Genomic DNA, 13,360 nt, shown 5'->3' on the forward strand with positions numbered 1-13,360 from the left:
TCTCCTACGTGGACTATCTGATCGAGGCCGACTGACGGGGCTCAGTGCGAGGTGAGTCACGGCTCCTCAAGGGTTCAGCGTGCGTGGTGCGGTACTCGCGCGTTCCGTCAGCCGGGGTGCGAGGAGCGTGGCCTCGGGTACGCCGGTGCCGCCCAGCTTCCTCATCAGCAGCTCCACCGCCCGCGTGCCCACCTCGGTGGACGGGATGGCGACGGAGGTGACGGGGACGCGGACGTTCTCGGCGAGCTCGTCCGGGCAGATCGCGGTGACGGAGAGATCGACGGGGACCCGCAGACCGAGCTGCTCGAAGGCGTCGATCAGCGGTTCCAGGATCGGCTCGTTGTGCACGACGACGCCGGTGAGCGCCGGCTGTTCGCGCAGAAGCTGTTCGGCGACCCGGCGGGCGGCGGCGGGCGAGGCCTCGCAGGGGTGGACGGAGGACGCCAGCCCGCTCCGGTCGGCGGCGGCGGTGAAGCCCTCCACCACGCGCTGGGCGAACGCCGTCCCCCGTACGTACACCTCGGGCGGCGACCCGACCAGCGCCACGACCCGGTGCCCGAGCCCCGCCAGCCGCTCGACGCACAGCTCGCCCGCCGCCTTGAAGTCCAGGTCGATGCAGGTCAGCCCGGCGGGCCGGGCAGGGAACCCGATGAGGACCGAGGGGCGGTCCAAGGCGCGCAGCAGCGGCAGCCTGGGGTCGTGGAGCTGGACGTCCATCACGATCAGCGCGTCCACCAGCGCGGTGTCCGCGACCCGCCGCAGCCCCTCCTCGCCCTCCTCCTGCGTCAGCAGCAGGACGTCGTGATCGTGCTGCCGCGCCGCCGTCACCACCGACACCGCGAACTGCATCACCACCGGCACATGGATGCCCGCCCGCAGGGGCACCACCAGCGCCAGTACGTTGGACCGGCTGCTGGCCAGCGCCCGTGCCCCCGCGTGCGGGCGGTAGCCGAGCTCGCGGATGCTGGCCTCGATGCGCTGCCGGGTCTCCTCGGAGATGGGGCGCTTGCCGCTGAGGGCGTAGGAGACGGTGCTGGGGGAGACCCCGGCGTGCCGCGCCACGTCAGTGATCTTGACCATCAGGCGGGCTCCACCGTGAGGAACCCGGTCCCCGCCCGCGCCCGCGCGGTCCGCTCCCCGGAGGCCAGCCCCCAGGGTGCCGAGGGATCGCTGCAGGACGCCCGGAGCGTGTCTCCTTCCCGTACGACGGTGAAGGTCACCTCGCCCACCGGCACCGTGACCTGGGCGCCGCGCTCCAGGCCGTACGCGCGCAGGGTGACCCCGTCGGCGTAGGCGTAGTCGGGCCGGTCGTCCACCGCGCCCACCGGGATCACCGCGCCCGGCCGGACCAGCAGCGGCACGCTCAGGAAGCCGTGCCGCTCGCGCACCCAGCGCGGACCGGTCACCGTCCGCCCCGTGAGGAAGTGGGTCCAGGTGCCGTCCGGAACGTAGTAGGAGACGTCCCCGTCGTCGCTGAAGACGGGCGCGACCAGCAGGTCGGGGCCGAGCATGTACTGCCGTTCCAGGTGCGCGCACCCCGGATCGTCGGGGAATTCGAGGACCATCGCCCGCATCATCGGGACGCCCTCCGCGTGGGCGGCGCGGGCGGCCTCGTACAGATAGGGCATGAGGCCGAGCTTCAGCCGGGTGAACAGCCGCAGTACGTCCACGGCCTCCTCGTCGAACAGCCACGGCACCCGGTACGAGGACGAGCCGTGCAGCCGGCTGTGGGAGGAGAGGAGCCCGAAGGCGATCCACCGCTTGAACAGGGCGGGGGTCGGCGTCCCTTCGAAGCCGCCGATGTCGTGGCTCCAGAAGCCGAACCCCGACATGCCGAGGCTCAGTCCGCCGCGCAGCGACTCGGCCATCGACTCGTACGTCGCCTCGCAGTCGCCGCCCCAGTGCACCGGGAACTGCTGGCTGCCGGTCGTCGCCGAGCGCGCGAAGACGACGGCCTCCGCCTCGCCCCGGTGCTTACGCAGCACTTCGAAGACGGTGCGGTTGTAGAGATAGGTGTAGTAGTTGTGCATGCGTTCCGGGTCGGCACCGTCGGCGTACGCCACGTCGACGGGGACCCGCTCGCCGAAGTCGGTCTTGAAGCAGTCGACGCCCTGGGCGAGCAGCGCCTCCAGTTTCGACGCGTACCAGTCACGGGCGGCGGGGCTGGTGAAGTCGACCAGCGCCATGCCCGGCTGCCACAGGTCCCACTGCCACACACTGCCGTCGGGTTTCCTGAGGAGATGGCCCAGGGCCTTGCCCTCGGCGAAGAGCGGGGAGCGCTGCGCGATGTACGGGTTGATCCAGACGCAGATGTGCAGGCCCTTGTCCTTCAGCCGGGTCAGCATGCCTTCCGGGTCGGGGAAGACGCGCGGGTCCCACCGGAAGTCGCACCAGTTGAACTCGCGCATCCAGAAGCAGTCGAAGTGGAAGACGGAGAAGGGGAGTTCGCGTTTCCGCATGCCGTCGATGAAGGAGGTGACGGTGGCCTCGTCGTAGGAGGTGGTGAAGGACGTCGACAGCCACAGGCCGAAGGACCAGGCGGGTGGGAGGGCCGGGCGGCCGGTGAGTTGCGTGTACTTGCGCAGGATGTCCTTCGGGGTCGGCCCGTGGATGACGTAGTACGTCAACTGCTGTGTCTCGGCACTGAACTGGACCCGGGAGACCGCTTCCGAGGCGACCTCGAAGGAGACCCGGCCCGGATGGTCGACGAAGACGCCGTAGCCCGCGTCCGTCAGATAGAACGGCACGTTCTTGTAGGCCTGCTCGGTGGCGGTGCCGCCGTCGGCGTTCCACATGTCCACGACCTGGCCGTTCTTGACGAGCGGGCCGAAGCGCTCGCCGAGGCCGTAGACCTGGGTGCCGACGCCGAGGTTCAGCTGCTCGCGCAGATAGTGGGCGCCGGCCGCGTCCCGCATGATGCCCATGCCCTTGGGGCCGCTGGTGGTGAGGACGCGGCCGTGGGCGAGGAAGTCGACGTGCCAGGGGGTGGTGCGGGCGACCCGCACGGACAGGGCGCCCGCGGTGAGGGTCGCGTGCTCGTCGTCGTACTCCACGGTGGGGGAGCCGTGCTCTTCCGGGGGACATCCCCCAGACCCCCGGACGCTTCGGTGGAGTTCGAAGCGGGGGCCGCGCGGTTCCTCGCCCTGGAAGTGTGTGAACGTGACGCCGATGACGTCCGGCATCGGCGTGTGCGCGCTGATCGTCACGACCGGTCCCTTCAGCAGGTCGCCGCGGTGGCGGATGGGCTGGGTCGGTGCGTGGATCTCGAGGGTTCCCTGTGCCGCGCTGACGTCGAGGACCTCGACCGGGTGGGCCGCGGTGACGCCTTCGCGCAGCAGCCAGTAGCCGTCGGTGAACTTCACGCCCACACCCCTTACTTGACCGCGCCCACGGCGATGCCGCGGGTCAGCGTCCGCTGGAAGACGAGGAAGAAGACGATCGCGGGGAGCACGCCCAGGAGGGCCGCCGCGTTGGTCATGGTCGCGTCCATCAGGCGTTGGCCCTGGAGGACGCCGAGCGCCACCGACACCGTCTGGTTGTCGTTGGAGATCAGCATGACCAGCGGCAGCAGGAACTCGTTCCAGGTCCAGATGAAGAAGAAGACCAGGAGGACGCCGATGGTGGGGCGGCTGACGGGGACCACGATCCGCCACAGCACCTGCCACTTGTTCGCCCCGTCGATCCGGGCCGCCTCGATGATCTCGCGCGGGAACCGCCCGAGGACGGAGGACAGGAGATACGTGCCGAAGGCCGCCTGGACGACGGTGAACACGATGATCACGCTGAGCCGGGTGTCGTAGAGGCCCGCCTGCTTGCTCAGGTAGTAGATCGGGTAGACCAGCGCCTCCTGCGGCAGCATGTTCGCCAGCACGAAGAAGGCGAGGACCCAGGTGCGGCCCTTGATGCGGCCGATGCCGATCGCGTACGCGTTCAGGACGGACAGCACGGCGGCGCCGATCGCCACCGAGCCGGAGATCAGGATCGAGTTGACCAGCTTCTGGCCGTAGTCGACGCGCTGCCAGAAGTCCTTGAGGCCGTCGAGGTAGAGGCCGTGGGGAAGGCTGAGGGGCCCGTTCGAGGAGTACTCGGCGGGGGACTTGAACGCGTTGATCGCGACGATGCCGAACGGCAGCACCATGAACAGGGCCGCGATGATCAGGGCCACGAGGACGGGACAGCGGCGTACGGCGGTCATGTGCGGAGTCCTTCCTCGGCGTCCTCGGCGCGGGTCTGGAGCTTCAGGCCGATCAGGGCGAGGACGAGGATGATCACGGTCAGCACGGTGGAGATCGCGGCGCCGTAGCCGACCTGGGTCTTCTCGAAGAAGGTGGTGAAGGAGAAGTAGGACGGCACGTCGGTCGCGCCGCCGGGGCCGCCCTTGGTGAGGACGTACACCGCTCCGAACACCTTGAGCGCGGCGATCGTGCACCAGAGGAGGACGACGTGGATCTCCGGGCGGATCTGCGGCAGCGTGATGTGCCAGAAGCGGCGCCACCAGCCCGCGCCGTCCAGCTCCGCCGCCTCGTACAGCTGCGGGTCGACGCGTTGCAGCCCCGCCATGAAGACGACCAGCGGGAAGCCGATCTGCACCCACACCATCACGCCCATGACGCTGTAGAGGGCGAAGTCGGGGTCGCCGAGCCAGTCCCGCTGGAGCGAGCCGAGGCCCACCGCCTTCAGGAGTGCGTTCAGGGAGCCGTTGTCGGGGGCGAGGATCCAGCTCCAGACGATGCCGGCGACGGCGATGGGCAGGACCTGGGGGAGGTAGAAGCAGGCACGCAGGACGGCGGCGATCCTGCTGCCGAAGTGCTTGCCGACGAAGTCGAAGAGGGCGGCGGCCAGCACGAGCCCGAGGACCGTGGGTACGGCCGCCATGGCGACGACCATGAACAGGCTGTGCCGGAAGGACGCCCAGAACTCGGAGTCGTCCATCAGCTCGCGGTAGTTGGCGAGCCCCGACCACTTCGGGGAGCCGACGCCCTGCCAGTCGGTGAAGCTCACGCCGGTGTTCATCAGGAACGGGACGACGATCACCGCGAGGAAGGCGAGGACGCCGGGGAGGAGGAAGAGGACGTAGGAGGAGTCGGGGCGGCGCGGGCGCGCCGTACGGCCGTGCTGCCGGTGGTGCCCCCGGGCCACCCGGCCGCCCCGTTCGACGGTGACCGTCATGTCTTCGGCGCGCCCTTGTCGTACGCCGTCTGCAGCGCGCTCAGATAGGCGTCCGGTTTCTCGCTCCCCGTGATCAGCTTCTGGGTCTCGGAGACGAGGACGTCGTAGAAGCCGGCGACCGGCCAGTCGGGGTAGAAGGCCAGACCGTCCTTGCCGGAGAGGGTGTTGAAGTCGGCGATGAGGGTCTTGGCCTTCGGGTCGGTGATGGCGGCGGTGTCGGCGGCCACCGGGACCCCGCCCTTGTTGCCCAGCAGGTTCTGGATCTTCCGCGACATGGTGATGTCGATGAAGTCGTACGCGAGGTCCTTGTTCTTCGCGCCCTTGGGGACGACCCAGAGGTTGCCGCCGGAGCCGAGGGTGAGGTTGCTGCCCGGCCAGAGGAAGGTGCCCCAGTCGAACTTGTTCTCCGTCTGGAAGCGCCCGTACCACCAGCTGCCGCTGAACAGGATCGGGCTCTTGCCCTGGATGAAGGAGAGGCCCGCGTCCTCGGCCTTGAGCGAGGTGGACTTCTCGCTGATGTAGCCCTTCTTCACCCAGTCGGCGAAGGTCGTGGCGGCGTACGTCCAGGCGGCGTCGTGGAAGTCCGTCTTCCCCTTGTAGAGCTCGTACTTGTCGACCCACGAGCGGTCGGCCTTGGAGAGGGCGAGCTGGTACAGGTACTGCTGGGCCACGTACTCGGCGCCCGCGTTCGCCAGCGGGGTGATGCCCTTCGACACGAACGTGTCCATGGCGGCGGTGAGTTGGCCGAGGGTGGTGGGCTCGGCGATGCCGTACTTCTTGAAGAGGTCCTTGTTGTAGAACACCATCGTGTACTCGGCGTAGTTGGGCACGCCGTACCACTTGCCGGAGCCCATGACCCCGCTCGCGTCGTACTGGCTGGTGGTGCGCACACCCGCGCTGAGCTTCTTGTCCCAGCCGCGCTTGGTCGCCTCGGCGGTCAGATCGGTGAGCAGCCCCTGCTTGGAGAGCAGCCCGGCCGTCGCGTTGCCCTTGTTGTACTCCATGATGTCGGGCGCGTCGTTCGAGTTGAGGACCATCGGGGCCGTCTTCTGGATCTGCTCGAAGCCCTTCTCCTCGAACTTCACCTCGACGCCGGGATGCTGCGCCTCGAACTCCTTGATGGCCTCGTTCCAGGCCGCACCCATCGCGCTGTCCGACCCTTCGTAGTGCCACAGCTTCAGGGTCTTGCCGTCCGAGGAACCGCTGTCCGAGCTGCCGCAGGACGCCAGCAGCAGGGAGCCCGCCAGGGCCACCGCCGCCGTCGCCACCGCACGCCTTCGTGTCGTCGACATCCATTGCCTCCAGGGGAGTTGGATGGGTTTCGGGACCGTCACGCAGCGTTCGTCGAATCGTTTCGATGCGTGACGTCGAAGCGCTTCGACGGGGGAAGGTATGTGGGGGTCCCGGGCGCGTCAATGGGGTGCGCGGGAATTGGGGCCGAGGGATGGGCGCCGGTTCGACGGGCCGGACGCCGGTGGGGTCGCGAGGGAGATCGAGAGGGAGATCGCGAGCGCGCTTCCCGCCGCCGCGACCGGTACGCCGTAGCCCGCCGTCGCCGAGATGTGTTCGACCACCCAGCCGCCGGTCGCCGAGCCGCAGGCGATCCCGCCGAGCAGGCCGGTCACCGCGAGGGTCATGCCCTCGTTCAACCGGCCCTCGGGAGTGCGCCGCTGGACGAGGGCCATGCCGGTGACCATGGTCGGGGCGGTCGCGGCTCCGGCGAGCAGCAGCGCGCCCGCCAGGGCCGGGAGCGAGCCGGTCAGGGCGGCCGCGAGCAGAGGGAGGGTCAAGAGGGCCGTCATGGCGGCGAGGCACAGCGGATGGCGCCGCTCGGCCGGACCGGTCGGCTTCCGTGCCCCGTACAGCAGCCCCGCCACGCACGACCCGGCCGCCTGGAGGGCGAGCACCACGCCCGCCGCCGAGCGGTGCCCCTGCGCGTCCGCGAAGGCGATCGTGACGACATCCATCGAACCGAACACGGCACCGGTGGCGAGGAAACAGAGAAGCAGGGGCGGCATTCCGGGAGCCAGGAGAGGGGACTTGGAGGGGGTACGGGGCTGGGGCGGCGGCTCCGTCGAACGCTGGGCGGCGAAGATCAGTACGCCGGTCATCATCAGGACGCCGGCCACCAGCGTGCCCGCCTCCGGGAAGAACGTCCCGCACAGGAAGGACGCGCAGACCGGGCCCAGCATGAAACACAGCTCGTCCGCGGCCTGTTCGAAGGAGTTCGCGGTGTGCGTGGCGGCCGGGTCGTCCCGCAGGAGGTGGGCCCAGCGGGCGCGTGACATGCCACCCGTGTTGGGTGTGGTGGCGGTGGCGGCGTACGCGGCGAACAGGGTCCAGTCCGGCGCCCCGAAGCGCACGCACAGCGGCAGCGCGACGCTTCCCAGCAGGGCGAAGGCCGTGGCAGGCACCGCGATGCGGGCCTGGCCGTGGCGGTCGACGAGCCGTGCGGTCCAGGGGGCGACCAGCGCGGTCGCCGCGAGGCCGGTCGCCGTCACGGCGCCGGCGAGCGCGTACGAGCCGCGCGAGCCCGCGATCATGATCACCGCGCTGACGCTGAACATGCCCATGGGGAGCCGGGCGAGCAGGTTCCCGACGGTGAAGGCGCGGGCGCCGGGGATGGTGAAGAGACGGTGGTACGGGGAGCGCCGCGAGACCTCGCGGCGAGGGCGGAAGTCGACGGCGATCGCGGTGTCGCCGGTGACGGTGAGGAGCTGTACGGGCGGTTGTCCGGAGGGCTGTTGCGGCATGACTCAACCGTCGCCGGGGGCGGTGCGGACGGTCCAACACCTATTCCGTGGTGATTGACGCACCTGCGTTGTAGGTTCGCGTGATGCCCGCCCCCGCCGACCGCTCTCTCGGCCTGCCGCACCGTCATCTCGACCCCCGACTCCTGCGCGGATTCCTCGTCGTCGCCGAAGAACTGCACTTCACGCGGGCCGCCGCCCGCCTGTACGTCGCCCAACAGGCCCTCAGCCGTGACATCCGGCGACTGGAGCGCGAACTCGGGGCGGAGCTGTTCGTACGGACGACCCGGCAGGTGACGCCGACCGCCGACGGTGAGCGGCTGCTGCCGTACGCGCGGCGTGTGCTGGAGGCGCAGGACGCGCTGCTGTCCGCGTTCGCGGGGGACGGCCCTGAGCGGCCGCTGCTCGTCGACGTCAACTCCCCGGGCCTCGTCTCCGGCCGCGTCCTGGACCGGGCCCGTGCGCTCGCGCCCGACTGCGAGCTGATGGCCCGCTTCGAGAGCGGGCTCACCGGCGCGGCGGGGGAGATCCTCGCGGGGCGCCTGGACGCGTCGTTCGGACGGTTCGCGGGCCTCGATCCGGCGGTCAGGGCCCGGCTCGAACAGCAGCCCGTACGGTACGAGCCGATGGCCGTCGTGCTGCCCGAGGATCACCGTCTCGCCGCCCTGGACGTGGTACCGCTCGACGCGCTCGCGGGCGAGACCGTGTACGCCGGGGCGGGGAATCCGCGGACGCGGGAGTGGACCGACCTCGCGCTTCACCTTTTTGAGGGACGCGGTATCGCGCTGGCGCCGCCCGCGCCGGTGGCCCTCGGGGCCGATGAGTTCCGGCGGGTCATGGCCAAGAAGCGGAATCCTGTCCTCGCTGTGGTGGATTTTCCGGCCATGTCTGAAACCGTGCGGAAACCCCTTGTTGGACCCGTTCCGTTGTCACCCGTGTCACTGGTGTGGCGAAAGGGGCTGGTGCACCCCGGGATCGATGCCCTTCGACGCGCCGCCGGAGAGCTGGCTGCCGAGGAGGGGTGGCTGACGCGCCCTGCGGACGGTTGGATTCCGGCCAGCGACGAGCTGGTGATGGCGGGGCAGGATTGACACATAAGCACACGGGTCTTCCCCATGCGCTACATTCATGGTCCGGGTGCAGTGTGGTAAAGGGGGGCGCTCGGGACGAGTGGGGGCTCGTTCCGGACGACATGTACGTAATGCCCGGAGTCGTGCGCGCACCCGAAACCTGTCCCTGGGGGGATGTGCGTGCACGTGGAGAAGTGGCGAAAAGACGCCCAACCCGATCACCGAGATGTCACTCGGCCGGACGGGCGTGGAGCCGAAGAGCCGGCCGCGCCGACGGGGTCCGGAGAGTCCGTGGTGTGGCCCGAGGCCGCCCGCGCGACGTCGACGTGGCCTCAGATCGGAAGTGGCGCCGCCGTGCGGCTCGCCACGGAAGCGGAATCCGACACCGATGTCGAACGCGGTGTCGAAAGAGAGTCTGGAGCTGGCGCGGAAGGCCGCTCGGGCGCCGATGCGAGAACTGGGGCGGAACGTGGATCGGCTACGGAGGGTGCCATCGGCGCGGACCGGTCGCCGGGTGCGGACCGTTCGTCCGGTGCCGGGCGCCGGCCGGGCGTTGAACGACGGTTCGGTGTGGACCGTCGGGTGAGCGCGGACGACGACGCGGGCGCCGATCGTTCTGACGCCGAGCGTCACGACGAGGCGAACCATGGGGAAGAGGCCGGCCCGCGGGCCGGGTCGACCGACGGTGCCGGGGCGGCCGACCGGCCCGCCGGGCCGCGTGACCCTGCGGGAGCGGATCGAGGAGAACAGGCTGACCTGCGGGCCGGGGCGGTCGCCCGCACCAGGCTGGCCGGCTGGGCCGGCGCGGTCGGCCGTGCCGAGGCGGACCGTCGTGCCGAGGCGGACCGTCGTGCCGGGGCCGTCGACCGGACGGCCGGACCGGACGGCCTTGCCGGGGTGCCCGGCCGGCCCGCCGGACGCGAGGCCGGCACCGGGTTGTCCGATCAGCCCGCTGCACCCGACTCCAGTGCCGGGGTGCCCGACCAGCCCGCCGCGCGGCGTGAACGCACCGCGCCGGATCACCTCCCCGGAGTACCTGAGCAGCCCGCCGGACCGCGCGACCGCGCCGGAGCCGATGGCCGCGTCGGCAAGGACGAGCGGCCGGCCACGAGCGGCTGGCCGGACGCGCGCAGGCGCCCCGACACCCTGGGCCGCTCCGACACCCTCGGCCGCTCCGACACCCTCGGCCGCCCCGACACCCTCGGCCGTTCCGACACCCTCGGCCGTTCCGATACGCCTGGCCGACCCGTGAGAGGAGGCTGGCCGGTCGCGGACCGCAGGGCGGACACGCTCGGCCGGTTCGAGGCGGACGGCCGGTCGACCGCGGGCCGTGGGGCCGACACGCCCGGCGGCCCGGCGGCCCCGCCCCGGGAGCGGTTCGACGAACCGGGACACACCCACGATCCGCACGAGGTGACGGTTCAGCTCGACGGAGTCGGACGGCGGAAGACGGAGGACTGGCTGGTCCGGCAGGCCAAGGACGCCCCGGGCGTCCAGGACGGCTCGGACGGCCCGGTGTTCGTCGACGAGTCCGGCCGCCGCAGCCGCAGGTTCCGCCGGCTCGGCATCCTCGTCGGCGTCGCCTGCGCCGTGTACGCCGTCGTCATCGTCGCCACGCTCCTGTCCGGCAACTCCAACGCGCCCTGGCTGCCCGTGCCCGGCCAGCAGGACGACACGCCGGCCGGGAAGGTCGAGACCTCACCGCTGCCCACCGACTCGGTGTCACCGTCCGGTTCGAGCAGCGCCGCACCCGGCGCGAGCGCCTCGGTGAGCGACGGTACGGTCCCGGCACCGGGCGTCAGCCCGACACCGGGCGCCTCCGCCAGCGCCACCGCCCCGGGTACGTCCGCGGACCCGAAGCCCTCGACGTCCGTCACCACCAAGCCGAAACCGAGCACCAGCACCACCAAGGACCCCGTCACCCCGCCGTCTCCCCCGGTGTCCGCCTCGCCCGACCCCAGCCCCTCGGAGGACGGCGCGGCCTCGCCGAGCCCCTCGCAGAGCACGGTCGGCGCCGGCGGCACCGGCACGGTCGCCGACAGCCCCGTGGAACCGGGGCCCGTCGCGTCCGAGCCCGGCATCACCGACTCCTCGTCCCCGGAGAACCCGGAGAGCCCGGCGACTCCGCAGAACCTGGAGAACATCCTCTGATGGCATCCCGCACCAACGCGCACGGGCCCGCTCCCCGTGCGCGGCGTCCGGCACCCGATGTCCGGCGCCGACGGCTGCCCATGCGCTGGCTGCTGCCCTCGCTGCTCCTCGTCGCCATGCTGGCGATGCTGATGCTGCGCGGCTATGTGCACAGCGAGATCCTCGCCGACCACCGCATCCAGCCCGAGGCCGCCACCGACAAGGTGCCGGAGAAGATCCTCGACGGCGGCCCGGTCATCGACACCCGCGGCGGCCGCACGAACAGCCTGAGCGTCCCGGACCACCGTCTCGTCCTCACCTTCGACGACGGCCCGGACCCCACGTGGACAGCCAAGGTCCTGGACGTCCTGAAGAAGCACCACGCCCACGCCGTCTTCTTCGTCACCGGCACCATGACCTCGCGCTATCCCGAGCTGGTGAAACGCATGGTCGAGGAGGGCCACGAGGTCGGCCTGCACACCTTCAACCACCCCGACCTCTCCTTCCAGTCCACGAAGCGCATCGACTGGGAGCTCTCCCAGAACCAACTGGCGCTGGCCGGCGCGGCGGGCATCCGCACCTCGCTCTTCCGGCCCCCGTACTCGTCCTTCGCGAACGCCATGGACAACAAGTCCTGGCCGGTGACGGAGTACATCGGCACGCGCGGTTACATCACCGTCGTCAACAACACCGACAGCGAGGACTGGCAGAAGCCGGGCGTCGACCGGATCATCCGCAATGCCACGCCCAAGGGCGGCAAGGGCGCGATCGTCCTGATGCACGACTCCGGCGGCGACCGCCACCAGACCGTGCAGGCGCTGGACAGGTTCCTGCCGGAGCTTCAGGAACGGGGGTACCGGTTCCAGAACCTCACCGAGGCCCTCAACGCACCCAGCGCGCACACCCAGGTCACCGGCCTCGAACTGTGGAAGGGCAAGGCCTGGATCTACCTGGTGCGCGCCTCCGACGGCGTCACCGACGTCCTGGTCGTCGGCATCGCGATCATCGGCGTGCTCGTCTTCACCCGCTTCGGCATGATGCTCCTGCTCTCCGCCCTGCACGCCCGCCGGGTGCGGCGCAAGGACTTCCGCTGGGGCCCGGCGCCGGTCACCGAACCGGTGTCGGTGCTCGTGCCGGCGTACAACGAGGCCAAGTGCATAGAGAACACGGTCCGTTCCCTGATGGAGAGCGAACACCCCGTCGAAGTGCTCGTCGTCGACGACGGTTCGAGTGACGGCACGGCGCGGATCGTGGAGGACCTGCGGCTGCCGAACGTCCGCGTGGTGCGCCAGCACAACGCGGGCAAGCCCGCGGCCCTCAACCGGGGCCTGGCCAACGCCCGTCACGACATCGTCGTGATGATGGACGGCGACACGGTCTTCGAACCGGCCACCGTCCGCGAACTCGTGCAGCCCTTCGCCGACCCGAGCGTCGGCGCGGTCGCGGGCAACGCGAAGGTCGGCAACCGCGACTCCCTCATCGGGGCCTGGCAGCACATCGAGTACGTGATGGGCTTCAACCTCGACCGCCGGATGTACGACATCCTCGGCTGCATGCCGACCATCCCTGGTGCGGTCGGCGCCTTCCGCCGCTCCGCGCTGGAGAGGGTCGGCGGCATGAGCGACGACACGCTCGCCGAGGACACCGACATCACGATGGCCCTGCACCGCGACGGCTGGCGGGTCGTCTACGCGGAGAAGGCACGCGCGTGGACGGAGGCACCGGAGTCCGTCCAGCAGCTCTGGTCCCAGCGCTACCGCTGGTCGTACGGCACGATGCAGGCGATCTGGAAGCACCGCAGAGCGCTCGTCGAACGGGGCCCGTCGGGCCGCTTCGGCCGGGTGGGCCTGCCGCTCGTCTCGCTGTTCATGGTCCTGGCCCCGCTGCTGGCCCCGCTCATCGACGTCTTCCTGCTGTACGGGCTCGTCTTCGGCCCGACGCAGAAGACGGTCCTCGCGTGGCTGGGCGTCCTCGCCGTCCAGGCGGCCTGCGCGGCGTACGCCTTCCGGCTGGACCGTGAGCGCATGAGGTACCTCATCTCGCTCCCGCTCCAGCAGATCCTCTACCGGCAGTTGATGTACATGGTCCTGATCCAGTCCTGGATCACCGCGCTCACCGGAGGCCGGCTGCGCTGGCAGAAGCTGCGGCGCACCGGCGTCGTGGAGGCACCGGGATCGATCCCGCGTCAGCGGGCGGTACAGAGCGGGAACGATCGGAGGCCGGTCGCATGACCACGCACGA

9 protein-coding genes are annotated in these 13,360 nt (G+C 70.6%); 3 read left to right on the plus strand and 6 right to left on the minus strand.

Annotated elements, in window-relative coordinates:
- Positions 1-66 precede the first annotated feature (66 nt).
- The 6 genes from OG568_RS30925 to OG568_RS30950 all read right to left on the minus strand — a co-directional run bounded on the left by OG568_RS30925 (position 67) and on the right by OG568_RS30950 (position 7,922).
- On the minus strand, positions 67-1,080 hold the full coding sequence (locus OG568_RS30925; protein WP_329533909.1) for a LacI family DNA-binding transcriptional regulator: 1,014 nt from the start codon (positions 1,078-1,080) through the stop codon (positions 67-69).
- Entirely contained in the window at positions 1,080-3,362 is a 2,283-nt protein-coding gene (yicI, locus tag OG568_RS30930) for an alpha-xylosidase (protein WP_329533910.1), read from the minus strand. Before yicI ends, OG568_RS30925 begins: the two co-directional genes overlap by 1 nt.
- An 11-nt stretch (positions 3,363-3,373) precedes the next feature.
- The gene (locus OG568_RS30935; RefSeq protein ID WP_266582732.1) at positions 3,374-4,195 is read right to left on the minus strand and encodes a carbohydrate ABC transporter permease; all 822 of its coding nucleotides are present in this window, start codon (positions 4,193-4,195) and stop codon (positions 3,374-3,376) included.
- Positions 4,192-5,169: a carbohydrate ABC transporter permease gene (locus OG568_RS30940; RefSeq protein ID WP_329533911.1), complete on the minus strand. Its 978-nt coding sequence runs from the start codon at positions 5,167-5,169 to the stop codon at positions 4,192-4,194. Before OG568_RS30940 ends, OG568_RS30935 begins: the two co-directional genes overlap by 4 nt.
- Positions 5,166-6,461, minus strand: a complete 1,296-nt coding sequence (locus OG568_RS30945; RefSeq protein ID WP_329533912.1) for an ABC transporter substrate-binding protein — start codon at positions 6,459-6,461, stop codon at positions 5,166-5,168. The genes OG568_RS30940 and OG568_RS30945 overlap by 4 nt, the downstream gene beginning before the upstream one ends.
- A gap of 120 nt (positions 6,462-6,581) precedes the next feature.
- Positions 6,582-7,922, minus strand: coding sequence for an MFS transporter (locus tag OG568_RS30950; RefSeq protein ID WP_329533913.1), 1,341 nt, complete (start codon positions 7,920-7,922; stop codon positions 6,582-6,584).
- A gap of 83 nt (positions 7,923-8,005) precedes the next feature.
- Here OG568_RS30950 and OG568_RS30955 point away from each other — a divergent pair, with 83 nt between their 5' ends.
- From OG568_RS30955 to OG568_RS30965, 3 genes are all read left to right on the plus strand, one after another.
- Positions 8,006-9,010: a LysR family transcriptional regulator gene (locus OG568_RS30955; RefSeq protein ID WP_266582728.1), complete on the plus strand. Its 1,005-nt coding sequence runs from the start codon at positions 8,006-8,008 to the stop codon at positions 9,008-9,010.
- A gap of 561 nt (positions 9,011-9,571) precedes the next feature.
- Positions 9,572-11,140, plus strand: a complete 1,569-nt coding sequence (locus OG568_RS30960) for a hypothetical protein (protein ID WP_329533914.1) — start codon at positions 9,572-9,574, stop codon at positions 11,138-11,140.
- Positions 11,140-13,350 (plus strand): glycosyltransferase, encoded by a 2,211-nt coding sequence (locus tag OG568_RS30965; protein WP_329533915.1) that lies wholly within the window; start codon positions 11,140-11,142, stop codon positions 13,348-13,350. The genes OG568_RS30960 and OG568_RS30965 overlap by 1 nt, the downstream gene beginning before the upstream one ends.
- Positions 13,351-13,360: the final 10 nt, after the last annotated feature.

This window comes from Streptomyces sp. NBC_01450, from assembly GCF_036227505.1.
GTDB lineage: Bacteria > Actinomycetota > Actinomycetes > Streptomycetales > Streptomycetaceae > Streptomyces.